This is a genomic window from Desulfosarcina sp., from assembly GCF_046496365.1.
Taxonomy (GTDB): domain Bacteria; phylum Desulfobacterota; class Desulfobacteria; order Desulfobacterales; family Desulfosarcinaceae; genus Desulfosarcina.
In genome coordinates this window covers 98,706-122,113 of sequence record NZ_JAWOHB010000156.1, presented here as the reverse complement: position 1 = coordinate 122,113, position 23,408 = coordinate 98,706, and the positions used below count along the sequence as shown (strand labels likewise).

At 56.2% G+C, this 23,408-nt stretch carries 23 protein-coding genes; 14 read left to right on the top strand and 9 right to left on the bottom strand.

Features of this window, described 5'->3' with window-relative positions; translation table 11 throughout:
• From R6V78_RS15930 to R6V78_RS15915, 4 genes are all read left to right on the top strand, one after another.
• Positions 1-745: potassium transporter TrkG (locus R6V78_RS15930; RefSeq protein WP_410290366.1), on the top strand; the 745-nt coding region annotated here is incomplete at its 5' end.
• A 25-nt stretch (positions 746-770) separates the two neighbouring features.
• Positions 771-1,373, top strand: coding sequence for a hypothetical protein (locus tag R6V78_RS15925; RefSeq protein ID WP_410290365.1), 603 nt, complete (start codon positions 771-773; stop codon positions 1,371-1,373).
• Entirely contained in the window at positions 1,370-2,740 is a 1,371-nt protein-coding gene (locus tag R6V78_RS15920; RefSeq protein ID WP_410290364.1) for a TrkH family potassium uptake protein, read from the top strand. Before R6V78_RS15925 ends, R6V78_RS15920 begins: the two co-directional genes overlap by 4 nt.
• 18 nt (positions 2,741-2,758) lie before the next feature.
• Positions 2,759-3,415, top strand: coding sequence for a potassium channel family protein (locus tag R6V78_RS15915; protein ID WP_410290363.1), 657 nt, complete (start codon positions 2,759-2,761; stop codon positions 3,413-3,415).
• Between the two features lie 115 nt (positions 3,416-3,530).
• Here R6V78_RS15915 and R6V78_RS15910 read toward each other — a convergent pair whose 3' ends face one another.
• The 3 genes from R6V78_RS15910 to R6V78_RS15900 all read right to left on the bottom strand — a co-directional run bounded on the left by R6V78_RS15910 (position 3,531) and on the right by R6V78_RS15900 (position 6,546).
• On the bottom strand, positions 3,531-3,698 hold the full coding sequence (locus R6V78_RS15910) for a hypothetical protein (RefSeq protein WP_410290362.1): 168 nt from the start codon (positions 3,696-3,698) through the stop codon (positions 3,531-3,533).
• Positions 3,699-4,252: 554 nt separating this feature from the next.
• Positions 4,253-4,681, bottom strand: coding sequence for a VOC family protein (locus R6V78_RS15905; RefSeq protein WP_410290361.1), 429 nt, complete (start codon positions 4,679-4,681; stop codon positions 4,253-4,255).
• A gap of 173 nt (positions 4,682-4,854) precedes the next feature.
• Complete coding sequence (locus tag R6V78_RS15900) at positions 4,855-6,546, bottom strand: glutamine--tRNA ligase/YqeY domain fusion protein (protein ID WP_410290360.1); 1,692 nt, start codon at positions 6,544-6,546, stop codon at positions 4,855-4,857.
• Positions 6,547-6,844: 298 nt separating this feature from the next.
• On the opposite strand from R6V78_RS15900, the gene rlmN reads away from it, so the two are divergent.
• Positions 6,845-7,897 (top strand): 23S rRNA (adenine(2503)-C(2))-methyltransferase RlmN, encoded by a 1,053-nt coding sequence (gene rlmN, locus R6V78_RS15895; protein ID WP_410290359.1) that lies wholly within the window; start codon positions 6,845-6,847, stop codon positions 7,895-7,897.
• A 125-nt stretch (positions 7,898-8,022) separates the two neighbouring features.
• On the opposite strand, the gene R6V78_RS15890 is transcribed toward rlmN, so the two are convergent.
• Positions 8,023-8,595 carry a YSC84-related protein gene (locus R6V78_RS15890; RefSeq protein WP_410290358.1) on the bottom strand — a complete coding sequence of 191 codons (573 nt, stop codon included), beginning with the start codon at positions 8,593-8,595 and terminating at the stop codon, positions 8,023-8,025.
• 515 nt (positions 8,596-9,110) lie between these two features.
• On the opposite strand from R6V78_RS15890, the gene R6V78_RS15885 reads away from it, so the two are divergent.
• From R6V78_RS15885 to R6V78_RS15870, 4 genes are all read left to right on the top strand, one after another.
• Complete coding sequence (locus tag R6V78_RS15885; RefSeq protein ID WP_410290357.1) at positions 9,111-10,175, top strand: extracellular solute-binding protein; 1,065 nt, start codon at positions 9,111-9,113, stop codon at positions 10,173-10,175.
• Positions 10,176-10,358: 183 nt separating this feature from the next.
• Positions 10,359-11,444, top strand: a complete 1,086-nt coding sequence (locus R6V78_RS15880) for an ABC transporter ATP-binding protein (protein ID WP_410290356.1) — start codon at positions 10,359-10,361, stop codon at positions 11,442-11,444.
• Entirely contained in the window at positions 11,441-12,307 is an 867-nt protein-coding gene (locus R6V78_RS15875) for an ABC transporter permease (RefSeq protein WP_410290355.1), read from the top strand. Before R6V78_RS15880 ends, R6V78_RS15875 begins: the two co-directional genes overlap by 4 nt.
• Positions 12,304-13,158 carry an ABC transporter permease gene (locus tag R6V78_RS15870; protein WP_410290354.1) on the top strand — a complete coding sequence of 285 codons (855 nt, stop codon included), beginning with the start codon at positions 12,304-12,306 and terminating at the stop codon, positions 13,156-13,158. The genes R6V78_RS15875 and R6V78_RS15870 overlap by 4 nt, the downstream gene beginning before the upstream one ends.
• 43 nt (positions 13,159-13,201) lie before the next feature.
• Here the strand turns inward: R6V78_RS15870 and R6V78_RS15865 are convergent, their stop codons facing one another.
• A complete protein-coding gene (locus R6V78_RS15865) occupies positions 13,202-14,062 on the bottom strand; it encodes a PAS domain S-box protein (RefSeq protein WP_410290353.1) in 861 nt (286 codons plus the stop codon).
• 247 nt (positions 14,063-14,309) lie between these two features.
• Between R6V78_RS15865 and R6V78_RS15860 the strand changes: the two genes are divergently transcribed.
• Together R6V78_RS15860 and R6V78_RS15855 are read left to right on the top strand one after the other, a co-directional pair.
• A complete protein-coding gene (locus R6V78_RS15860; RefSeq protein WP_410290352.1) occupies positions 14,310-14,504 on the top strand; it encodes a hypothetical protein in 195 nt (64 codons plus the stop codon).
• Positions 14,505-14,777, top strand: a complete 273-nt coding sequence (locus R6V78_RS15855; RefSeq protein ID WP_410290351.1) for an OsmC family protein — start codon at positions 14,505-14,507, stop codon at positions 14,775-14,777.
• A 152-nt stretch (positions 14,778-14,929) separates the two neighbouring features.
• Here R6V78_RS15855 and R6V78_RS15850 read toward each other — a convergent pair whose 3' ends face one another.
• The gene (locus tag R6V78_RS15850; RefSeq protein WP_410290350.1) at positions 14,930-15,400 is read right to left on the bottom strand and encodes a pyridoxamine 5'-phosphate oxidase family protein; all 471 of its coding nucleotides are present in this window, start codon (positions 15,398-15,400) and stop codon (positions 14,930-14,932) included.
• 75 nt (positions 15,401-15,475) lie between these two features.
• Positions 15,476-16,717 (bottom strand): diaminopimelate decarboxylase, encoded by a 1,242-nt coding sequence (gene lysA / locus R6V78_RS15845; RefSeq protein ID WP_410290349.1) that lies wholly within the window; start codon positions 16,715-16,717, stop codon positions 15,476-15,478.
• A gap of 287 nt (positions 16,718-17,004) precedes the next feature.
• Between lysA and R6V78_RS15840 the strand changes: the two genes are divergently transcribed.
• From R6V78_RS15840 to R6V78_RS15830, 3 genes are all read left to right on the top strand, one after another.
• Positions 17,005-19,479 (top strand): mechanosensitive ion channel domain-containing protein, encoded by a 2,475-nt coding sequence (locus R6V78_RS15840; protein WP_410290348.1) that lies wholly within the window; start codon positions 17,005-17,007, stop codon positions 19,477-19,479.
• Positions 19,480-19,482: 3 nt separating this feature from the next.
• Entirely contained in the window at positions 19,483-20,220 is a 738-nt protein-coding gene (gene nfsA, locus R6V78_RS15835) for an oxygen-insensitive NADPH nitroreductase (protein ID WP_410290347.1), read from the top strand.
• A gap of 96 nt (positions 20,221-20,316) precedes the next feature.
• Positions 20,317-21,780: an NAD-dependent succinate-semialdehyde dehydrogenase gene (locus R6V78_RS15830; RefSeq protein WP_410290346.1), complete on the top strand. Its 1,464-nt coding sequence runs from the start codon at positions 20,317-20,319 to the stop codon at positions 21,778-21,780.
• Positions 21,781-21,882: 102 nt separating this feature from the next.
• On the opposite strand, the gene R6V78_RS15825 is transcribed toward R6V78_RS15830, so the two are convergent.
• Together R6V78_RS15825 and R6V78_RS15820 are read right to left on the bottom strand one after the other, a co-directional pair.
• Positions 21,883-22,992 carry an NADH:flavin oxidoreductase gene (locus R6V78_RS15825; protein ID WP_410290345.1) on the bottom strand — a complete coding sequence of 370 codons (1,110 nt, stop codon included), beginning with the start codon at positions 22,990-22,992 and terminating at the stop codon, positions 21,883-21,885.
• Between the two features lie 10 nt (positions 22,993-23,002).
• Positions 23,003-23,404 carry a Rieske (2Fe-2S) protein gene (locus R6V78_RS15820; protein ID WP_410290344.1) on the bottom strand — a complete coding sequence of 134 codons (402 nt, stop codon included), beginning with the start codon at positions 23,402-23,404 and terminating at the stop codon, positions 23,003-23,005.
• Between the last annotated feature and the right edge of the window lie 4 nt (positions 23,405-23,408).

Below are 23,408 nucleotides of genomic sequence, written 5' to 3'. Positions count from 1 at the left end.
CAATCCGGCCGCGCGCCGGTTGCTGGATTTGGCGTTTGCCGAAAATGCCACCACCTACTGCGAAGACCTTCTGCCGGACCCGCGTATCTGCGGACTGATGCGAAAAACCGTCGAGACGGGCGAGCAACCCGACATTCCCGATGAACAGCGCATCGTCACCCTGACGGATAGAAACCGGCCCTGCCACTACTTGTTCTCCGTCACGGCCATCCGCGGAAGGGACCGCAGCCTGCTCGGCATCGTACTGCTGCTCAAGGACATCACCCGCTTTAAGGAGGTGGAGCGGCTCAAGAGTGAATTTGTCATGGCGGCCTCGCACGAACTGCGCACCCCGCTGACCAGTCTGGGCATGAGTGTGGATCTGCTCCGGGAACACGCCGCCAGAGACCTTGCCGACCTGCCGCGCAGCGCACTTTTTGAACGTCCCTTATGGGAGGGCGATCGCCGGGTCTTTGTGGATGACGCCCGGGTGCGCCAGGTGGCCATTTTTGTCTTCTTGTACCTGGCAACCTTCTTGGTCGGGGCCCTGCTCCTGTGCGCCTGCGGTTACAGCCTGGGCGATTCTCTTTTTGAATTTGCCTCCGCCCTCGGGACCGTCGGGCTCTCGGTGGGGGTGACCTCGGCCCAAATGCCGGATGCCGCGCTTTGGGCGGAAATCCTGGCCATGTTTCTCGGACGGCTGGAGTTCACCGTGGTGATCGTCAGTCTGTTCAAGTTATTCAGGGACGGACGATCACTAATGTAACGCAAAATATACAAGGACGAGCGACGTGAACCAGAAAGCACTCGGACCCATGGATGCAACGCCGGCGCGAAGCCTGCGGTTCCTGCTGTGTGACACCGCCGGCAAGGTCGGCGGATTATCGTCATCCGATGAAGCCTGGGTTTCCAGCCCGATTCAATGCCTGGATAAGGCTGTTGACGCAAAACCCGGCCTCATCGTGATCCGTATTGGCGACATGCCGTTTCGCGAACGCGACACCCTCGTGGAACTGAGTGCCGCGTTGAAGCGCAACCCCCATACCCGCAACTGCCCGATTCTGGCGCTGCTCCATTCTATGCACCGCAAACTCCTTGAAGATTTGAATCGGGCGGGAGTGGGGTTCGTGAAATTTATCGGGGATTGCACACTGGATTCAGACCAAATTCGGCAGATCATCGATGCAATGGGACCGCATGACCGCCTGGAACGATATCTGGAGACGGTATGTCCTTTTGTGCATTACCGCCAAATCGATTCCAGGCATGAAATGGTGTCGTGTGGTGCATACCTCGATCGGATGGTCCTGGGTGGCCTTCGCCTGCACGAGTTGTGTCAAACGATAGGCCATCTGCACTGTGAATACTACCTGAATCCAAGGCGCAAGTCATGACTTTGCGGACGCGCATACTCAAGTTGCATCCGGCAACACTCGTTTTAGCCAGTTTTCTTTTGGCGATTGCCCTGGGGACGGTCGCGCTCAAACTACCGATTGCCACAAAGGCCGGTCACATCCTTTGGGTGGACGCGCTGTTCACGGCCACGTCGGCTGTGTGTGTGACCGGCTTGATCGTCGTGGATACGGGAAGCTATTTCACCGTCTTCGGACAGTGCACCATCCTGGCGATGATCCAGATCGGCGGATTGGGAGTGATGACCATTTCCGTGACACTCTTTCAATGGCTTGGTCGAAGTATTTCCTTTCGCCAACGCATGGCCCTGCAGGACCTGTTCGCCCATACCCCCCGGGAGGACATTTTCGGCCTCGTAAAGAGCATCATCCTGTTCACGATCGGCGCTGAAGTGATCGGGGCCGTCCTTTTATCCCTGCATTGGAGCCGGGAATTCCCCATCCCGGGCGCCATTTATATGGCGGTATTTCACTCGGTTTCGGCATTTTGCAATGCCGGGTTTGCCCTCTTCTCCGACAGCATGATGGGATACAGCGGCAATATCCTCCTGAATATGACCGTATGCGGCTTGATTGTCGTCGGGGGTATCGGCTTCCCGGTGCTCTACGACCTGCAATGCTGGGCCCGATTTCGCAAACGCCAAAGATGCAAACTTACGATTCAAACCAAAACCGTACTGCTGACAACCTTACTCCTCATCGTATCCGGAGCCATGGTGTTTGCCCTGTTGGAGCGACGGGCCCTGGGCGATACGCCATCCCTTGCGCATGGCATCCTGGCCCCCCTGTTTCAATCCATTACCTGCCGCACCGCCGGGTTCAACACGGTGGACATCGCTTCGTTAAAGGACGCCACTCTCGCCATGATGATTTTTCTCATGTTTTTCGGCGCTTCACCGGGTTCCTGCGGTGGTGGTGTCAAGACCACGACCTTGGCGCTTCTGGCGGCTTTCACCTTCAGCCGTGTTCGCAGAAAACGGCGCGTCAATATGTTTAAGAAGAGTATCCCGCCAGAAACCGTGACGCGCAGTGTGTCGCTGGTCTTGGTGTCCATCGCGATCATCGGTACGGTGCTGTTTCTGATCCTGGTGCATGAGCCGTTGGATGGCAACGGTGCCACGGGCCCGCGCGCATCTTTTCTGGCCTATTTTTTTGAGACGGTATCGGCATTCGGCACCGTGGGTCTGTCGATGGGCGTGACACCAGCACTCAACACCTGGGGCAAGTGCTGGATTACCCTGACGATGATCATCGGCCGGGTGGGGGTGCTCACCTTTGCCTATATTATCGCTGGTACGCGTGCAACCAAGGGTGTCGAGCACGCTGAAGAGAACTTGATGATAGGATAGCCAAACGGAGAAATGTGGATGAAACGATTCGCAGTCATCGGTCTGGGCAATTTCGGTTTCCACGCGGCCAAGGCGTTATTTGAAGACGGCAACGAAGTGGTGGCCATCGACACGGATAAAGGGCGGGTTCAGGCCATCGACCCGCATTCCTCGGAAGCCTTGGTATTGGATGCCACGGACAAGGAGGCATTGAAGTCCCTTGGGCTGGAAAACATGGACGGCGTCATCGTTTCCACCGGCACCAAAATCAGCATCAGTATCCTGATCTGCCTCTATTTGCATGAAATCGGGGTCAAAAATATCCTCGCAAAGGCACTGGACGCAGACCATGAAAAAATTCTGAAGCGCGTGGGCGCCACTCAGATCATCCATCCGGAACGGGATATGGCCATACGCATCTCCAGAGGCTTGTCGAGACCCAATATCCTGGACTTCATTCCCTTGTCCGACGATTTCGACCTGGTTCAGGTCGGGCCGCCCAGGGAATTTATTGGGAAGAATCTTAAAGAGCTGAATTTAAGGGCCAAGTACAATGTTCACATCATTGCCATCAAGGAGCTGGTTCCAGAAAATTTCGTCCTGGTCCCGCCGGCGTCCTTTGTCATCAAGGACAGCGACATCCTCATCATCCTGGGAAAATCCGAGGACATCCGCCAAATAAAGGCCTTGAAATAATGAATGGTCCATTTATACGGTTTCAAACCGGGTATGAGGGTCCATCAATATAAAAATCCAGCCTGCGATACTGCGGATCAGGCCGCCGCCCACCAATTCGGGACGACGGCCGGCGTCAATCCCCTTTTTCCACAAACTGGCGGCACTTGCGTCGGGCTGCTTTCCTGGTCTGGGCGAACATGCCCAGGATCCGGTCGTCATCTTGCCACTCGGCCGGCTGGTTGCCCATGGTGACGTTCACACCAACCCAATCTCCAACATCCAGCGCGATCCTAGAAATCATTGCTTTCCCTTTTGATGATTGAATGAATCATTACGTCGACCAGCTCGGGATGCGACATACAGATTCTCTCACCGTTTCAACGACCGGTTTCACCGGCACGCGGCTTTTTGCGTGTCCGCGTGCAAACCGTGGTTAGACGGGTGCCCCATCTTCGGTGATCTTGACTTCGTAGTGCTGCGATCTTTTATCAAAGCGCTTTAAAATTTTGCGAGCGTTTGGCGGGACAACGCACGCTTCATAGTCATCACCGACAAACTCACGAATGGCGTCAATCGAATCAAATCTCATAATCGTGATGAATTCAACTTCATCACCAACCCTTCGCCGCAAAAGTTGAATGTCTTTAAAGCCTTCAATTTTACGCTTCTTGATTCCAACAAATATTTCTTCATTACAGGATTATTTCCTTCAGCCATGATCGCAAACCTTTGGGAGGTATAGATGATCGCCGGGATGCTTATCCGTCCCGATTGTGTTATCTGAATGGACGAGGCAAGCCAATAATTAATATTTAAGATGCGACCCCTATGTGTCCTTATAGCAACTTTTGCCGCCTATGACCCAAGGAGGCATTTCTCTGAACGGCCGTGGTCTTCGTAATAGCGGGCCTCGATTAGGTTACCTTCCGGATCCCGAAAATATATAGACGTTCCGGTTCCGTGCGCCCCCCAGCGTGGCACGGGTCCTTCTACTACATGGACATTGTTGGCCCTAAGTCGCTCGAAAAGATTTTCCCACGGCTCCCTACCCAAGACGATACAGAAATGATTCAAGTTCCCACGGCCCCGTTCAGCCCAATCGCTTTTCTGCCACATTTTTTTTGGAAACAGGTCAATAATCGTATCCGAATTCAGTCGTACAGACGGAAAGGATACCTTTCCTGCTTGATATTCATCCAATCGTTCAGGCGCAAACATAAGTACTTTCGAATAGAATTGAATCATCCTTTCGTCGTCTTCCACATTCAAAACTATGTGATCCATCAAACATTCCATAGCAGTCCCTCCAAGATTGTCATAATCGCGGTGCTGATCGGTGTGCGGTGTCCGGTTCAGTGCGTTGTTCCGGAATGCTTTTGAGTTCACTCGCCGGGATCTGTTTCGTTGTGTACTTTCCACAGATTGTGCCACACAAAGAGGCAACAAATGAAAAGCGGTCACGATTTATTTTGTAGCTTGGCCCAGGCATCCCGAAGGGTGACGGTACGGTTGAACACCAGAGCGCCGGAATTCGAATCCTTCGCATCCACGCAAAAATACCCCATGCGCTCGAACTGGCAGAAATACCCCGGACCGGCATCGGCTAAAATCGGTTCCAGTTTGCAGCCATGAAGCACCTCCAACGCGTCGGGGTTGATGAAATCCTTATAGGTTTTACCTTCTTCCTTTTCGTCCGGGCTGGCCTTGCTGAAGAGGCGGTCGTACAGCCGCACTTCAGCGTCCACGGCGTGGGCCGCCGACACCCAGTGCAGGGTGGCTTTCACTTTGCGTCCGTCCGGGGCGTCGCCCCCGCGGGTGGCCGGATCGTAGGTACAGCGCAGCTCAATGACCTCGCCGGCATCATCCTTGACCACGCCGTTGCAGACCACGAAGAAGGCGTAACGCAGCCGCACTTCACGGCCCGGTCCCAGCCGGAAGAATTTTTTGGGCGGGTTCTCCATGAAGTCGTCGCGCTCAATGTAGATTTCTCTGGAAAAGGGGACCTTGCGCACGCCGGCATCTGGGTCTTCGGGATTGTTGACCGCCTCCAGTTCATCAACCTGACCGTCGGGATAGTTTTCGATGACCACTTTCAGGGGCCGCAGTACACCCATGACACGGGGGGCCCGTTTGTTGAGGTCCTCACGGATGCTGTACTCCAGCAGGGCCACGTCCACCACGCTGTCGCGCCTGGCCAGGCCGATGCGTTCGCAGAAGTTTCGGATAGAGGCAGGCGTATAGCCACGGCGCCGCAGGCCGCAGATGGTGGGCATGCGCGGATCGTCCCACCCGCTCACATGGCCTTCTTCCACCAGCTGGATCAGCTTGCGTTTGCTCAACACCGTGTAGCTCAGGTTCAGCCGGGCAAACTCGATCTGTTGGGGGTGGCAGGGCGCGTCCACATTGTCCAGCACCCAGTCGTACAGGGGGCGGTTGTTTTCGAACTCCAGGGTGCACAGGCTGTGGGTGATGCCTTCGATGCTGTCGGACAGGCAGTGGGTGAAGTCGTACATGGGATAGATGCACCATGTGTCGCCGGTCCGGTGATGGCTGGTCTTGCGGATCCTGTACAAGGTGGGGTCGCGCATAATCAGGTTGGGGTGGGCCATGTCGATCCTGGCCCGCAATACCCGGGCGCCCTCTTCGAATTCACCAGCACGCATACGCTGAAAGAGATCCAGGTTCTCTTCCATGCCGCGGTTTCTCCAGGGGCTGTCCGTGCCCGGTTCGGTCAGGGTGCCGCGATGTTTGCGGATCTCGTCGGCGTTAAGATCGTCCACGTAGGCCTTACCCGTGCGGATGAGTTGAACGGCAAAATCGTAAAGCTGTTCGAAATAATCCGAGGCGTAGTGCAGGCGGTCATCCCAGTCAAATCCCAGCCAGCGTACATCCGCCATGATGGCATCCACATATTCCACATCTTCTTTGGTGGGGTTGGTGTCGTCGAAGCGCAGGTTGCAGGTGCCGTTGTAGGTGTTGGCCACCCCGAAGTTCAGGCAGATGGATTTGGCGTGGCCGATGTGCAGGTAGCCGTTGGGCTCCGGTGGGAACCGGGTGGCCAGTCGGCCATTGTTTTTGTTCGCCTTCAGATCCGCTTCGATAATGGTTATGATAAAGTTGGATCCGGGTGTGGTTTCGTTTTCCGTCATCTTAATTTTCCTTGGTTTTCTTCTGGCAATTCCAGGCTGCCTGAAATAGTTGTCCAATTTGGAAGGCGGTTGCGGAATCCGCATGCCGGGCGGCCCTGAATATGGCAAAAACCACAGGGGGTGTCAAACCGATAACTTGCCGTTGATTCATTCTGTTGATAAACTGGGGCAGGGTCCATCCACAGATGCCATTTCTGGTTGGACAGTGCCGCAGCGACCCAAAATACGGTGCCAGTCAGCCAAAGGGGCTCCCAAAACGTCTTCAGGCCGTTGCGCGTATTTAAACGCTGGATGCGACGTGTTGAAAATTTTTGAATCTACGCATGATCAGTTTGCCGAGGCCTTCCTCCGGCGATACGGCAAGGGAACCCATTACAGTACTGCGGTCTACCGTCATGTGATGAAAACCGGTGGGACGGGGTTGGGTGGGCTGGACGTGTTTGTTCGTTTTCCCGAACTGGCCAGGCAGGTGGAAAACGAAATGGTGCGCTCACCTGGCCGGCTGGTCAAGCAGGTGGCTGGTGGCGGGGTGGTCAAGTTCGTCACGCGCCTGGCTGATGATCTGGACATCGAGTCGGTGGTTGTGCCCATGTTCAGGCGTCACACGTTGTGTGTTTCCAGTCAAGTGGGGTGTCGCATGGGGTGCGGCTTCTGCCGGACCGGTCAGATGGGGTTGCTGCGCAACCTCACCACGGAGGAGATCGTCGGGCAGGTTTTTACCGCCCGTCATCAGCTGGGATTCGATGTCCGCAATGTCGTTTTCATGGGCATGGGAGAGCCGCTGGACAATCTGGACAATGTGGTCCAGGCGATCCGGGTGCTTGCGGATCAACGGGGTCTGGACATTGCCCGGCGCTATATCACTGTTTCCACCGTGGGTCTGGTCGCCGGCATCGGGCGCCTTGCGAAGGCTGACGAAGGGCGGGTAAACCTGGCGGTCTCTCTCAACGCGCCGACTGATGAAATCCGCTCCATGATCATGCCCATCAACCGATCCAACCCCCTGGCCGCTTTGAAAGCGGCCCTGCGCAGATACCCGCTGGCCAAAAAATCAGCAATTTTAATTGGTTATGTGTTGATCGCCGACGTCAATGACCGACCGGAACATGCCCTCACCCTATCTCGTTACCTTTCCCCGCTAAAGGCAAAGCTCAACCTGATTCCATACAATCCGGCTCCCGGTTCTGAAATGAAGGCTCCCTCACCAGAGGGCTATGAACGCTTTTACGCCCGGTTGGTGGCGGAAAAAGTGTTCGTGCGCCGGCGTGGTGAAAAGGGTGGGGGCATCATGGCGGCCTGTGGGCAGTTGGGCGGGAAAAATCAGACGCTTGACAGTAAACCGCTTGGGTAACCCCGTTTACCTTTCCGTAAGCACACCCGCAATTACAAACGGGGAAAATCTGCGGCGATATCCCATGCAAACCAAGCGGGGCTTTACACCACATGGGCGGATTGCCGGGGCGCCGAACGCATTGACTATGGGTAGGGTTCGAAGGTGATGGTCTGGCCGCCGATAGCGGCCTCGAGCATCAGACCACCTATGGTTTGTACAAAAACCGCCATGCCCTTGTAATAACTGGTGCCGGCCTGTTTGCCGGTGGACGGCAATACGCTGGCACCAGCTGTCGCACCCATGGAGCCAGCCTTCGCCTGCATGCCGGCCGTGACAGCCACCGCGGATGCATTGGCATCGAATTCGAAGTTTCCGCGGGTGAATTCATCGTAGGCGCGTTGGTCCTTGAAAAAGATGATCTCGCGGAAGGCCTGACCACCCACTTGATAACCGAGCGACATTTTGGCCAGCGTCGCAATTCCGGTGGCTGTGCCGCCCCGAAAGACTTTGCCTTTGCCGTAGGCGGCACCGACAAAAAGGCCCCCTTTACCTACCATGGGAAAAACGGCGTAGCCGTAAGCCGTTTCAAAAAACGGCATCACGACAGGGGATTTTTTAAATACGGCGATGGTATCGGCATGGCTGTCGGCAAAGACCGAAACCGGCGAGGCAGCCATCATCATGACAGCCAGGGTAATAAAACCAACGTGTTTCATAGCGAACCCTTTCTTTTAAGGTTGGACTGACAACGGCCCGGGGATACCTGCTCCATGAATGGAAGAATTTATTCAGAGGGATTTGGTTTTGTCAAATGGTGTTCGATTTATCGACCGCCGCATGATGACCGCAAACCGAATCGCAAGGGCCTTTCCATGCGGGCAATGCAGTCCGGATGTCGCAACGACGTTTTCTGATGATGAAACGGCGGCTTTCTCATCGGCGCCTAACAATTGCCTGCCACATTCGCCGAAGCCGTTTCCGGAAAACACCGGTTGCACCGCCATAACCGGCATGGGTAAAACCGCCGGCCGGGAGCCGATTTTTTTCAGGTTTCGTATTGACGCCGCCGCGGCCCGGGAATACTATAAAAAAGTCCAGTGTATCATTCTCAGCACCATTTCAAAGCTTATGATCCCCCGATCAGGTTTGGCCTTGAACCGTGCAGCACAAAACGTTGCAGCGGATCAATTCTGCGTTACGCGCATCGCACTTCAACAGGAGGAGAAAAAAAATGAACAAAGCAGCCGTTGTGTGTGTCGCCTTGTCACTGGTCCTCGCATTTTCCCTTTCTTGCCAGGCCGAAACCCTCGAATTGCTCACCTGGGAAGGATATGCCCCCAAGGTCCTGATGGACAAGTTCGAGAAGGAGACCGGAATCACGGTTAAACCGACTTATTCCAATAACGAGGAGATCATTGCCAAGCTTCGTGCCACGCGCGGGGCGGGATTCGATCTGGCTCAGCCCAGCCAGGACCGCATCTCATCGGTTCAGGCCAAGTACAAACTATACAAACCCATTGACTACACAAAGGTGGATGCCGCCCAGATCGTACCCTCCATGCTTGAAGCGGTCAAGAAAAACACCATGGTTGACGGAAAAAGCTATGCGATCCCCCACGTATACGGCACCTCGGGTCTGATTGTGAACCGTAAATATGCCCCGGAAGCGTCAGACTACAAGGATCTGCTCAACCCCGCCTACAACGGCAGAATCAGTTACCGGCTCAAACGCCCCACCCTGATCGGTATTGCTTATTCCATGCAGCAAGACCCCTTTGTGCTCTACGCCCTTCCGCCAAGCTATGAAAAACTGATGGAACGGGTTGGGGAAAAATTGATCAACGGCAAGGGACTGGTCAAAAATTACTGGACCAACGGGGATGCACTTCTGCAGTCCATGCGTTCGGAAGAAGTGCACGTGGCCATGGCCTGGGACAACGGCGGGTGGAAGCTGCATGCCGAAAATCCGGATATCGATTTCGTGGCACCCAAAAGCGGTGCCCTGGGTTGGATCGACACATTCACCATTCCAGCCAAGGCAAAGAACGTCGAAGCGGCTTACAAATGGATTAATTTCATGCTGAAGCCCGAGAATGCGGCGGTGTTTACCAATATGGAAAAATACGGCACCGCTTCTGCCGGGGCAATCGAGTATTATGATGCCGAGGTAAAAGCCAATTTCCAGCGGTCCTTTTCCAAGGCGGATATCGACAATATAAAATGGTATCCGCCGGTGCCTGCCAAGCTGGAATCGATTGAAGGGTTGATTCTTGATAAGGTGAAGGCCGCCAATTAGTGCGTGTTCATCCAGGAGCGGCATCTTGAGGTCCAGGCCGGCGTTCTCGCGCTTCCGCAATCCTCGACGCAGCGCTGCTACGCCTGCGGGTGCGGAAGCGTTGCGGCCTTGGGCTGAACCTCAACCTACCACTTTCTGGACAAACACGGGGGTGACTTTGAATAGAAACGAACTGCGATTGATATGGCCATAGACCTGTCCGTTGAGCGTGTAACCAAAAAATTTGGCGATTTCACTGCCGTGAGCGAGGTCTCATATACGGTTGAGCAGGGGCGGTTCTTTTCCATTTTAGGGCCATCGGGCTGCGGAAAAACCACGCTGCTGAGAATGATTGCCGGTTTCATCGAACCCACAGGGGGGCGAATTCTCATCCGCGGTACCGACATGGCGGGCTTTCCGCCCAACCGACGGCCGGTGAACCTGATCTTTCAACACCTGGCCCTTTTTCCCATGATGAACGTTGCCCAGAATATCGCTTTCGGCCTCCAGCGGCGCAAGGAGAAAAAGGCCGCTATCAACAAAAAGGTAACGGATATCCTGGAGCGGGTGGGGCTGCCGGGCTTCGCCAACAAAAAGATCGATCAGCTTTCCGGCGGCCAGAAACAGCGGGTGGCCATTGCCCGCTGCCTGGTGCTGGACCCGGCCGTGCTGCTGCTGGACGAACCCCTGGGCGCCCTGGATTTAAAGCTTCGCGAGCAAATGAAGGTGGAGCTGAAAAAGCTGCAGGTCCAGGTGGGGACCACCTTTATCTATATCACCCACGACCAATCGGAGGCCCTGGTCATGTCCGACCACGTTGCTGTTATGAACAAGGGTTGCTTCGAACAGGTGGATACCCCCCGGAATCTTTACGCCCATCCAAAGACCCCCTTTGTGGCCCGTTTTGTGGGAGACAACAACGCCTGGAACGGAACGGTGACCGATCGGCAGGAAGATCGGTGCATCCTCAGAACCAGCGACGGCCAGACGTTCACCGCCGCGGCCACAGCGGATCTGAAACCGGGTACAGATGTCGCTTTTTTTATACGTCCCGAGGCCATCATTATTGCCCCGGATGCCGACTTAGATCATTTCAACCGGCTGACCGTGACCATCAAAGCGGTTCTCTTTGACGGGGCCAACAGCCGCCTGCTGGCCACCCCGGGGAAGGGCAAGGCGGAGTTGATGATCGCCTTACCCCAAAATCGACAATATGATCACCTTGCTGCCGGTGACCGCATCGATATCGGCTGGAGCGCCCGATCGATCAGCTGCTTCAAGGCGTCATGAACGCTTCCCGATCCCGCATTACCCTGCCGTTCATGATTTTCATCACGCCTGTACTCATGTGGCTGTTTCTGCTGATTGTCCTGCCCCACATCGATCTGCTGCTGATGTCTTTTCAAACTGAAAACGACGCCGGCGTTATGGGTTGGAGTCTTGTCAACTATCTGAATTTTTTCAATGAACCGGTCTATTGGCGCACCTTCACACGCACGGCCGTATATGCCGTCCTCACCACGGTAATCACCTTCAGCGTGTCCCTGCCGGTGGCCTTTTACATCACCAAGGTGGTTTCACCGCGCTACAGCGGTTTTTTAAGCCTGCTGTTGCTCATGCCCTTTTGGGTCAGTGAACTGGTGCGGGTATACGGATGGATGATTCTGCTGCGCGAAAGCGGCGTCATCAACCACTTCCTGCTTAAAGCCGGTTTGCTGCAGCGCCCTGTGGAGATGCTCTACAACGACATCACCATGGTTATGAGCCTGGTGTACACCTCCATGTTGTTCATGGTGGTGCCGTTGATATCGGTACTGGAAAGTCTGGACGACAGCCTCATTGAGGCTGCCTACGATCTGGGGGGAAATGTGTTTTCCACTGTCACGCGGATCATCATCCCCCATGCCATGCCCGGAATTGTGTCCGGGGGAATTGTCGTTTTCATGCTTACCCTGGGCAACTACCTGACACCTAATCTGATCGGCGGCAAAAACTCATTGTGGTTTACCGAGCAGATTTACAACCAGTTTATCGCCAGTTTCAATTGGAACCAGGGCGCAGCCTTCGGCTTTCTTTTGCTGCTGCTTTCATCCGCGATCATCTGGATCGGACTGAAGCTTACCCGCCAAAAACTCAGCCAGGTGGTTCAATGATCCGCTCACTGCCCAACACCCGGCCCTACACCCTGGGTTTCAAGCTGTATGTCGTCGTGTTTTTCGTGTTTCTTTTCGCACCGCTGTTCATTACCTGTGTGCTGGCTTTCAACGACTCACAGTTTCCGGCGCTACCCTGGAAAGGGTTCACCCTCGAGTGGTTCACTGCCGATTTACCGGAGCGAGTGGGAATTTTCCACGACGTGGTCAATATCTCAGCTATCGGAGTGAGCTTCAAAGTGGCCTTCTGGGTGTCGATTTTTTCCACCCTTGTCGGCACCTGCGGGGCATTTCTCTTCGAGCAGGAAAATTTTCGCTTCAAGCAGGCCCTCTATTTTCTCATGCTGGGCCCCCTGGTCATCCCCGGCGTGATCCTGGGCATCTCCATCCTGCTGTTCGCCAACACACTGGGCATGTTCTTCGAGGAGACCTTCAATTTGGATGTGCCCCTTTTTCGACCGGGATTCTGGTTGGTGGTGCTCGGTCAGTTTTCCTTCATATCAACCCTGGTGACCTTGGTGGTGTCAGCTCGGCTGAAAAGGTTCGACCGCAGTCTGGAAGAGGCGGCCCTGAATCTCGGCGCCAGTCGGCTTCAGGTGATCTGGCACATCACGCTTAAATTCCTGCGACCCGCCATCATCGGGGCCGGTGCGGTGGCATTTCTCATGTCCTTCGAAAACTTCAATACCACCTTGTTTCTGGTTGGATCACAGGCCACCTTGCCCATTACGCTCTACCTTCAAGTGCGTGACGGTTCCACGCCCGTCATTAACGCCATCTCGTTCCTTCTCATCGTAGGCACCTCGATTCTGGCGGTGCTCAACCTGACCTTCAGCCGCAAAAGGAAATAACCGTTGTTGTGCCTGACAGACGGGTCATGCGGTCATGCCAAATTCACTCTTTTTTCGAAGCCTTGCTTATGTCGATGATTCGGGTGTTGCCGGCGTAGCTTTTGGTTTCGTAGCGGGTAATGCCCTGCAATTTATCGGTAATGTCACCCATGCGTTCAATCTGGGCGGTGAGTTTGGCGATGTAGGGTTCTGCTTCGTGGCCATTGAGTTTCATGGCCATGAGTTCAGTGTAGCCAGAAATGGCCTGCAGGGGCTGGTTGAGTTCGTGGCAGACGGCTCCTGCAGTTTCCAGCACGCCTTCAAGCTTCTCTTTTTGCATGCGGTGGCGAGAGCCGCGGTTTTTATCGGTCAGGTCTGAAAGAACAGCCACACTGCCGCTGCGTTTTCCATGCCGATCGATGACCGGTGCCATGCTGAAAAGAAAATCACGGCGTTGTCCATCGGCGCACTGTACCTTGGTCTCGAAAGCGTGAATGCCGGCTTTTTCGATCATCTTGTATTCTTCGTGCTGATAGGTGGCGGACAGGTCAGCCGGTATCTGATCGGTCAGTTCCTGGGGACGTTTACCGATAATGCGGTCACGGGTCAGGCCCAGGATCTGTTTGGCATAGACATTGTTGCATCCCTGATAAATACCCGCTGCGTCTTTAAAGTAGATGGGGTTGGGAATCGTATTCATCAGCGTGTCCATCAGCTGAAGGAAGCTGCGCAATTTTTCTTCGGTCTGCTCCCACTGGGATTGGTTTTGCGAATGCGCTTCTCCCTGTTCGTGGGTTTTTTGATGGGCTTCCACCAGGGCGTGTTTAAGATTTTGAATCTTGACTTTCTGGAGCCGGTATTGGTGAAACCCCCAGCCCCCCAAACCGGACAGCACAAGAATGACAATCCAGTCTATGTTAACCATAAAGACAGCCTCCAATTGGCCATGCTGGTCGATGGTCTCGAATTTATACATTGTGGTGGTATAAAAATAGTATAATGCATAAGTCCACAAATGTCCGCATGCGCACTGCGCTACAGGAGCTTCTCTTAAGCCCCAATTATGATCGGATCCCTCGTATCCCAGCCTCCGGAATTTACATCTGATCGGGCAGTTCTTATTTTAAGGACCGTCTGCGAAATAAAGTTGCTTTCACAGAAAGGAAAACACCATGGGAGAGATCATCCATCAATCACATATCACAATCAAAAGGGAGAACGGCCCCACCCGCATCGCCCACATCCGGGGATTTGACCAGCCGGTCTACTACGGTGTGCATGGCGGAATTAAGAAATTTTACAACATCGATCCGGAAGAGGAGCATGCCGCGACCCTGGATCATCTGGTGGGCGCCGTTGGCGGCTGAATGATGGGCACATTGGCCGCGGTGCTGGCCAAAAAAAAGATCCGGACCTTCCAGGATCGCTACGTGGCCACGGTCACCGGCGACATAGAGAGTGTCGCCGGGGTGCTCAAGATCGTGCGCATTAACGTACGCTATGATCTGAAGCTGCCGGCGGACAAGCGGGCAGATGCCGAGGATGCCTTCAACAATTACATTACCCTTTGCCCGGCCGCCCAGAGTGTGGTCGCGGCGATAAAGATTACGCATGAACTGGAGTTGGCCGATGACGCCTGACGGCCTGTAAAAATCAGCTTTTGATCCTGGAAATGATTTCATTCAGGCGTCGATCGTCACGACGCCCAGATATCCGTCAACGGTGAGCCGGTCACCGGTATGGATCAGGGCTGTGGCGTCGGCCGCGCCGGTGACACAGGTGAGGATGTCGTTCACAGTGACACGATCCGGTCTTCCTGGATCTCCAGGATGGTGACATCCTGGAAGCGGACCACCACGTCGTAGCGCTTCACAGTGACCTCGATTATGGCCGTGTTGGGGGAATTGGCGAAACCGGACATGTGGGGCTGTTTGGCAAGGTAGACCGTCCGGGCATCCTCCAGGCGGCCTGCGGGCACCTCTTCGGCTGTTCCCGAGACGGTCACGGCAATGGCCTGGCGGATGTCCGTGGCCAGGTTGGAGCTGTTGTGCACCATCAGGGAAACGGATGGATTCCGTTTGAGGTTGGCATATTTACGGGTGGCCCGCGGGGTGCACACGAAGATGGTTTTGAGGTTTTCCCCGGCTGCAAAGGCCACCAGGGCGGTGTGGATGTGGTCGCCGGTTCGGGTTGCCAAAACCGCAAAGTATTGTTCGGCAAACAGGGCGGCAAGCCTTGATTTGAGCTGGGGTACGTCCTTCATGGATAATCTCTCCGGCAGGATTTCTCTTTGGAGAAGAAATCCCGTGTAGGGGCGCGTTCATGGTTTAGGCAGCGGTTAACTTTCCAGCGCGATGAGGTCGTTGTAAGTTTCTCGCCTGCGGGCCAGCGTGGCCTGGTCTCCATCCACGATTACCTCGGCCGCCCGGGGCCTGGAGTTGTACTGGGACGACATGCTGAAGCCGTAGGCACCGGTGGAGAAGACGGCCAGGACTTCTCCGGGTTCCAGCGCAGGCAGCAGCCGGTCCTGAGCCAGGAAATCAGAACTCTCGCAGATGGGACCCACCACATCAACCAGGATGGGCTTTCTCTCCCGGGGCGTTACTTCGCCGATGCGATGAAAAGCCCCGTACAGGGAGGGTCGCACCAGATCGTTCATGGCCGCATCCACGATAACGAAATTCTTGGCGCTGGTTTTTTTGGTGTACAGGACCTGCGTGACCAGGATACCGGCATTGCCTGCAATGGCGCGCCCCGGTTCCAGAATGACGGTCAGATCCTTCCTCTCTGCCAGGGTCTCGGCGATTGAACGGCCCAGGTCTGCAGGCAGGGGCGGCGTCTCTTCGCTGTATGTGATGCCCAGCCCGCCGCCCAGATCAAGATAGCGGATGTCAACACCGGATGACTGCAGCCGGTCTGCAAAGGCGAGCAGTTTCTTCAGGGCTTCCACAAAGGGGCCGAGCTGGGTTAGTTGAGAGCCGATATGGCAGTCAATGCCCACCGGTTCGACAGACGGGGTTGCCTTGGCCAGAAGATAGGCGCCCGTTGCCTCTAGCACATCCAAACCGAATTTGTTTTTTTTGAGTCCGGTGGAAATATACGGATGGGTTTTGGGGTCTACATCGGGGTTGATGCGGATGCTGACCCGTGCCGTCGTATTCATCTCTGCGGCGATGCGTCCGATGCGTTCCAGTTCCTGGGCCGACTCCACGTTGAACATGAGGATGTCGGTCTTCAGGGCTTCCCGGATTTCGTGCGCCTGCTTGCCAACCCCGGAAAAGACGATTTTTTTTGGATCGATCCCGGCTTTCAGGGCGCGGAACAATTCTCCCCCGGAAACGATGTCCACGCCTGCTCCGAGACCCCCCATAAGGCGCAGTAGGTTGACATTGCCGTTGGCCTTGACCGAAAAACACGTCAGGTGCTTCAGCCCCTTCAGGGCGGTATCGAAAGCCTGGAAGTGGCGAACCAGCGTCTTCTTCGAATAGACATACAGGGGTGTGCCGAAACGGTTGGCCAGATCCTTGATGCGAACTGCTTCCACCCAGAGTTCGCCATCACGGTAGTCGAAATAATCCATGGCAGCTGTCCTTATATTTGTGAACCTTTTTGGTTGTCGATGACAGTAATAATACCACAGGCCCGACCGGGAAAACAGAGGGAAAGGGCCGACGGGTTTGCTTTTGAACGTCGATCCCTTCCTCAAAACAGGGGCCGTTTTATAAAACCGCAGGAATTGACGATAACAAAACACACATTGATTCATTCTACAGGGTTGGTATAGAATCCAAGCTGTTTGTGGTTGTCGAATCATTGTCTGTGGATAAACAGTCCGAGCGTCCACAAAGCGATCAGGAACAAAGAACCATGAAATGGATCAGCGTTGCCCCCATACGCGGTTTTTTGGCCGCAATACCCATGGCTCTATTTTTTCTCAGCACCGTCATCCCGGTGACAGGTGAGGAGACCCCGCTGCCTTTAAAAAGCGCTGGCCCCCCCCCAGCGGTTCCCAGCCTGGCCGATGTGGTTTACCAGGCTGGCGCCCTGGGACAGCGGCTTGAGGTGTTAAAAACCCGGATTGATGCAGTCGACGGGCTGCGCAGGATGGAGCAGCGGCTTGAAGGGGCAAAAACCCAGACCGACCGGCTCCACACCCGTTTGGGCGCCATCAATGCCGATGATTTGCAGAGCTACCAGCAACTGGCGGCCCTGAAAGGAGAGGTCCGCGGAGAAGCGGATGCGGTTAAGCGGGTGACGGCGTCCCTTACCGAAATCATTCAGGAGGTGGAGTCCCGACGCCGCATCTGGCTGACGGAAAAGGACCGCTGGGATGGCTGGCGATCCCAACTGGGGGCGGATCTGTCCTTGAAGAGCGTTGCCGATGCTTTCACGCGGGCAAACACCGACATCAACCAGGCCCTGGGTATCATTACCCGAAATCTGGAACCGCTGCTGGCGGTTCAGCAGAAGGCTGGCGAAGTGGGGGCGAGGATCAGCGGGCTGAGCAACCAGATCGATGCCGTCATGGTGCAGCAGCGCGGCGGAACCATCCGAGGCGGAACCATCTTTTCGGCAGGTTATCTGCGGCAGTTGATCGACCTGACCCAGGAGCCGGGTAAAATGATCAATATACTGCCGCTCCCGGATGCATTCTTTTTTTCCCAAAAGGGCTGGGTGGTCGGTCTTCAGACAGTTGTGTTCGCGCTCCTGTTCGCGCTGCTGCGCCGCTATCGCCCCCTGCTTCTCGGACACGCCGACCGGCGGTTTTTGGGCAAGCGGCAGGTGGCCGCGGCCATGTTTGTCTCCATCTTCACGCTATCGTTTCTCTATGGACCACAGCCGACGCTCTGGCGGATGCTGATTGAGACACTGGCCGGTGTTGCCACAGCCCGGCTCGTCGCGGCTTTTGTCCGGGATGCATGGATCAAGCGGGCCATTTACATCCTGACAGTAATGATGGTCGGATTTCAGGCGTTGCTCGCGCTGGGCGTTCCGCTGGTCCTGATGCGGTTGTTTATCCTGGTCTGGACCGTGGTCGGGCTGATCTATTTCGGATGGCGGGCCAGAATAGGGGCCCTTAGCGGCAAATCGGCCGTGATCGTCTGGTTGCTCCGTCTGGTGGTGCTGGTGTTTGCAGTCATCGCCGCGGCCGACATCATCGGTCTTAGCGGGTTTGCCGTGCAACTCATGGACGGTGCCATCCGCACGGCGGTGCTGCTGCTCATGGGGTGGGCCATGATCCGGCTGATCCGGGTGGCTATTGAGATGGCCGTCGAGTCCCTGCCCATGGAACGCCTGCCTTTCCTGGGCCCCACCACCCACTCGATCCTGCCCCGGTTTATGGGTGCGGTCAATGTTCTGATCGTTGTCTTTGTGGCGGCCAATCTGCTGGTGGCCTGGAAGGTTTATTCCCTACCTGCTGAGGTATTGCAGGATTTCTTTACTTTTGGTCTGACCATTGGCGGTCAGAAAATCACGGTCGGGTTGGTACTGGTAGCGGCCGTCATTCTGTATGCAACCTTTGTTTTGTCCTGGAGCCTTCAGGGCCTGTTGATGGAAAATGTACTCAGTAACCGGCAGATGGATACCGGCGCTCGACTTTCAATCGTGCGCCTGGTTCACTACGGCCTGGTACTGGTGGGTTTTCTCATCGCCCTGTCCGCGCTGGGCTTCGAGTTGAAGAATGTTACCATTATCGGTGGTGCTCTGGGTGTGGGCATTGGCTTTGGTATGCAGGCCATCGTCAATAATTTCGTTTCCGGGCTGATCCTGTTGTTTGAACGACCCATCAAGGTCGGAGACGTGATCCAGCTCAGCGACGGGCAGCAGGGCTGGGTGATGAACCTGGGTTTGCGGGCCACCACGATCCAGACCTTTGATCGGGCGGAGATTGTGGTACCCAACGGTGACCTCATCTCCAGCCCTGTGACCAACTGGACGCTTGGCGATCGCAGCATGCGAATAACCATACCGGTGGGTGTGGCCTACGGATCCGATGTGGAAATGGTGATGCGCGTGCTCATGGCGGTGGCCACCGAAAGCGACCATGTGCTCAAAGACCCTCAACCCGTCGTTCTGTTTTTGAATTTCGGCGACAGTTCCCTGGATTTCGAGCTGCGGGTTTGGATTGCCGACGTCAACAACCGACTTATCGTCCAGAGCGCCTTGATCCGTGAAATTGACCGCCGGTTCCGGGCCGAAGGCGTGGAGATCCCCTTTCCCCAGCGGGACTTGCATCTACGCAGTGTGGACGGCAAGGCGGCAGACCACTTGAGGGGTGGTCCAAGACCACCGGCAGGCCCCCTTTCTCCGGTCAAGGCCGCGGTGACGGAAAGCGAATAGCCGATGAACCCGACCATCAACCTGATGAAAGCCCATCGCTCGATCCGCAAATTTACGGATCGTAAGGTTGACGAACAGATTCTGGAAACGATCTTTGCGGCCGCCCAGTGCGCGGCAACCTCCCACTTTGTCCAGGCCTACACAGTCATCCGGGTGCGGAATGTGGCCACGCGCCAGACCCTCGCCGCGCTGACCGGCGCCCAGGCCTGGGTGGCCCGGGCGCCGGTTTTTATGGTTTTCTGTGCTGACCTGAACCGGCTGGAAGCCGTCTGCTGCCTGCATGCTACGGTTATGGAAAAGGGGTGGGCCGAGCAATTTGTCACCGCCACGGTGGACGTGGCCCTGCTGGCCCAGAATGTGCTGATTGCTGCCGAATCGCTGGGAATGGGGGGTGTTTACATCGGTGGGATCCGCAACGATCCTCAAACGGTGTGCGATCTGCTGGAGATCCCCGACCAGGTCTATCCGGTGTTCGGCATGTGTCTGGGCTGGCCGGCCCACGATCCGCCTCCCAAGCCCCGGTTGCCGGTGGATGCGGTGCTCTATACGGACCGCTATCCGCAGCGGTTTGACACCGATGTGCTTGCGGCCTACGACCGCACGACCAACCACTATTTCATGAACCGCAACAACAACCTCAAGGACGAGACCTGGACCCGCCAGATGGCCGAATTCATGGGGCGGGTGATCCGACCCCACATGAAGGCCTTTTTGCAGAAAAAAGGGTTCTTTATTAAGTAGAAGCGCGCAATCTGCATGCCAAATGTCAAGGCGCAGCGGACAATTCAAGGCTGGGGCGTATTTTGATGAATCGTAAAAAGCAAATGGAAAAAGACCATGATGATACCACTCGCCGATAACGCGCTGCTGCGCCACCAAGCGTGGGTCGACGGGCATTGGATTGATGCCCGGTCGACCAGAACGATTATGGTGACCAACCCGGCCGACGGCAGTTCGCTGGGCAGCGTGCCGTCACTGTCGGCAAAGGAGACGCGCATGGCTATCGACGCGGCCGACCGGGCGCAGCCCGATTGGCGCCGTCGAACTGCCAAAATGCGCGCGGAGGTGCTTTACCGGTTGTATCAATTGATGATGGAGTGCCAGAATGACCTGGCTGTGATCCTCACCAGTGAGCAGGGCAAGCCCCTGGCCGAGGCCAAAGGGGAGATCGCCTATGCTGCAGCCTTCGTTCAGTGGTTCGCTGAGGAGGCCAAGCGGGTCTATGGCGATACCATTCCCGCCGCCGCATCCGATCAGCGTATCATCGTGATTCGTCAGCCTGTGGGGGTATGCGCAGCCATCACGCCCTGGAACTTTCCGGCGGCCATGATTACCCGCAAGGCCGCACCGGCGCTGGCCGCCGGTTGCACGATCGTGGTGAAGCCGGCCAGCCAGACCCCCCTGACCGCCCTGGCCCTGGCCGAGTTGTCCCGGCGGGCTGGAATTCCCGCCGGTGTCTTCAATGTGATCACCGGGCCGGCGGGTGAGATCGGCGCTGAACTCACAGCCAACCCCATCGTAAGGAAACTCAGCTTCACCGGTTCCACCGAGGTGGGGCGCCAATTGATGGCCCAGTGCGCGGGTACCGTCAAGAAAATTTCTTTGGAGCTGGGCGGCAATGCCCCTTTCATCGTTTTTGACGATGCCGACGTGGGAAGGGCGGTCAAGGGGGCCATGATTTCCAAGTACCGCAATTCCGGGCAGACTTGTGTGTGTGCCAACCGGATCTTCGTTCAGGAAGGGGTGTACAATGATTTTACGCAACGCTTGATTGCCGAGGTGGAAAAATTGAAGGTGGGCAACGGCTTGGGGGCCGATGTGCAGCAGGGCCCCCTTATCGACCAAACTGCCTTGGACAAGGTGTCGCGCCACATCGACGATGCCCTTTCCCGGGGAGCCAAACTGCTGGTCGGCGGCAAGCCGCATGCCTTGGGTGGGACTTTTTTCCAGCCCACGGTGCTGGGAGAGGTCACGTCCGACATGGCGGTGGCCGCCGACGAAACCTTCGGCCCGGTGGCTCCGCTGATCCGTTTTACATCGGAGGCGGATGTCATCCGCATGGCCAACGGTACGCCTTACGGGCTTGCGGCCTACTTTTACGCCCGGGATTTGGGCCGGATTTTCCGGGTTTCCGAAGCCCTGGAGTTCGGCATGGTAGGCGTCAATACCGGATTGATATCTACGGAAGTGGCTCCGTTCGGCGGGATCAAGCAGTCCGGAATCGGCCGAGAGGGGTCGCGATACGGGATGGACGAGTATGTGGAGATGAAGTATCTTTGCCTGTCCGGCATCGAAAAATAGGCTTCATTTTGAAACGGCGCCCTGAGTCCCGGCTCCGCGGTCCCAGCATTGTTCAATGCGCCTGAATTCGGCTTTTTTGACCCGCATTTATTACCGCGACCCTTAGTTGTTTTCTCTCTCTTCGGTCACGCAGTATATACCCTTGCCGGTCATGCCAGGCCGAAAACACAGGTTGTCCGACTGGCAGCGGGCCCGGGCGAGGTCGCCGGAACGCCAGCGACTGATCAGGTCCGGCTCCCGGATCAGGGGGCGGGACATGGAGAAGTAATCGGCGACTTCCAATTTGAACAGGCCTTCGGCCACCTCCGAAGAGCGGATGCCGCCAACCAGAATCAAAGGCACGCCCAGGAATCGTTTGAAGGCCTGGGCCGCTTCACGGAAATAGGCTTCTTTTTCCACTTTATTGATGTTGGGCCGGCTGGGAGACATTTTTCCGCCGGTGAGCAGGCCGCCGCTCAGTTCGATGGCATCCAGGCCGGAATCCACCATCAGGCGGGCCGCTTCAAGGCTCTCCTCCTCGGTCAGTCCATTCTCCGAGAAATCCTCGCAGTTCATCTTTATCAGGACTGGAAATCCGCAGCCCACAGCCTGCCGAATTGCCCGGATGGTCTCCACGTGGATCCGGGCTCTGTTTTCAACGCAACCGCCGTATTCGTCGGTTCGCCGGTTGAACCAGGGCGAGAGAAACTGGCTCAACAGATAGCCATGGGCACTGTGCAACTGAATGCCGTCGAAACCGGCGGCACGGGCCCGTCGGGCGGCTTCGACATAAGCGCTTATCAGGTCCTGGATGTCAGCCACAGACAGCTCCATCCGAGGCGCCTGGGCCAAACCCGCAAAATTAGAGGCAACCACAGGCGCTTTGCCGATCGCCTTTTCCAGGGCAAAGTGGCCGGCGTGGGCCAACTGGGCCACGATTTTTCCACCGGCTGCGTGAACGGCATCGGTCATGGATTTCAGGCCGTCGATCAGGGTGTCATCGTAGAGGCCCAGTTGCCAGGGGCTGGCCTGGCCCAATTTGGATACATAGGCATGACCGGTGATAATCAGTCCCACGCCGCCGGCTGCCAGAGCCACCATGGTTTCGGTCAGTTGGGGAGTCACCCGGCCGTCTGCGGTGGCCATGCCTTCCCAGGTGGCCGACCGGACGAAGCGGTTGGCCAGGGTCATGCCGTTGATCGTGCCGGCTGCAAACAGGGGGGATGCGGTCAAGGGAACCTCCTTAGGTCGTCAGTACAATGGTGAGCGATTCATCATCGAGGCCTACCGGATAGGTTCGCACCGGTTGCTTGGCCGCTCCGCCAACCGGTTGGCCGTCGTAGGTGAATGTCGACCTGGAGACACTGCAGCACGCGATGGTATTACTGCCGGCAAGGACATCGATGCGCCGGCCCATGTGGCTGCAACGGTTGGCAATGGCGTGATATTTCCCGTCGTCGCCGTGAAAAACCAGCAGTCGCGGATCGAGCCCCTTGCCTTCCAGGCGAACGCCGCTGCCGGGCTGTTTGAGTTCCGGCAACCGGGACAGGACGATCCGCACGGATCCATTTTTCACTGACCATGCCTGCGGGTCGGCGGGTTGCGGGGTGTCACAGATGCCGAAAATTCGTTTCAGCAACTTCATGTCG

Bases quoted from the DNA above. Each gene is read 5' to 3' on its own strand.
- R6V78_RS15915 (WP_410290363.1), top strand. From the start codon at position 2,759: ATGAAACGATTCGCAGTCATCGGTCTGGGCAATTTCGGTTTCCACGCG.
- R6V78_RS15850 (WP_410290350.1), bottom strand. From the start codon at position 15,400: ATGAAGGACGTACCCCAGCTCAAATCAAGGCTTGCCGCCCTGTTTGCC.
- R6V78_RS15830 (WP_410290346.1), top strand. From the start codon at position 20,317: ATGATGATACCACTCGCCGATAACGCGCTGCTGCGCCACCAAGCGTGG.
- R6V78_RS15855 (WP_410290351.1), top strand. From the start codon at position 14,505: ATGATGGGCACATTGGCCGCGGTGCTGGCCAAAAAAAAGATCCGGACC.
- R6V78_RS15910 (WP_410290362.1), bottom strand. From the start codon at position 3,698: ATGATTTCTAGGATCGCGCTGGATGTTGGAGATTGGGTTGGTGTGAAC.
- R6V78_RS15920 (WP_410290364.1), top strand. From the start codon at position 1,370: ATGACTTTGCGGACGCGCATACTCAAGTTGCATCCGGCAACACTCGTT.
- nfsA (WP_410290347.1), top strand. From the start codon at position 19,483: ATGAACCCGACCATCAACCTGATGAAAGCCCATCGCTCGATCCGCAAA.
- R6V78_RS15865 (WP_410290353.1), bottom strand. From the start codon at position 14,062: ATGGTTAACATAGACTGGATTGTCATTCTTGTGCTGTCCGGTTTGGGG.
- R6V78_RS15885 (WP_410290357.1), top strand. From the start codon at position 9,111: ATGAACAAAGCAGCCGTTGTGTGTGTCGCCTTGTCACTGGTCCTCGCA.
- R6V78_RS15870 (WP_410290354.1), top strand. From the start codon at position 12,304: ATGATCCGCTCACTGCCCAACACCCGGCCCTACACCCTGGGTTTCAAG.
- R6V78_RS15860 (WP_410290352.1), top strand. From the start codon at position 14,310: ATGGGAGAGATCATCCATCAATCACATATCACAATCAAAAGGGAGAAC.
- R6V78_RS15900 (WP_410290360.1), bottom strand. From the start codon at position 6,546: ATGACGGAAAACGAAACCACACCCGGATCCAACTTTATCATAACCATT.
- R6V78_RS15840 (WP_410290348.1), top strand. From the start codon at position 17,005: ATGAAATGGATCAGCGTTGCCCCCATACGCGGTTTTTTGGCCGCAATA.
- R6V78_RS15890 (WP_410290358.1), bottom strand. From the start codon at position 8,595: ATGAAACACGTTGGTTTTATTACCCTGGCTGTCATGATGATGGCTGCC.
- R6V78_RS15905 (WP_410290361.1), bottom strand. From the start codon at position 4,681: ATGGATCACATAGTTTTGAATGTGGAAGACGACGAAAGGATGATTCAA.
- lysA (WP_410290349.1), bottom strand. From the start codon at position 16,717: ATGGATTATTTCGACTACCGTGATGGCGAACTCTGGGTGGAAGCAGTT.
- R6V78_RS15820 (WP_410290344.1), bottom strand. From the start codon at position 23,404: ATGAAGTTGCTGAAACGAATTTTCGGCATCTGTGACACCCCGCAACCC.
- R6V78_RS15880 (WP_410290356.1), top strand. From the start codon at position 10,359: ATGGCCATAGACCTGTCCGTTGAGCGTGTAACCAAAAAATTTGGCGAT.
- R6V78_RS15875 (WP_410290355.1), top strand. From the start codon at position 11,441: ATGAACGCTTCCCGATCCCGCATTACCCTGCCGTTCATGATTTTCATC.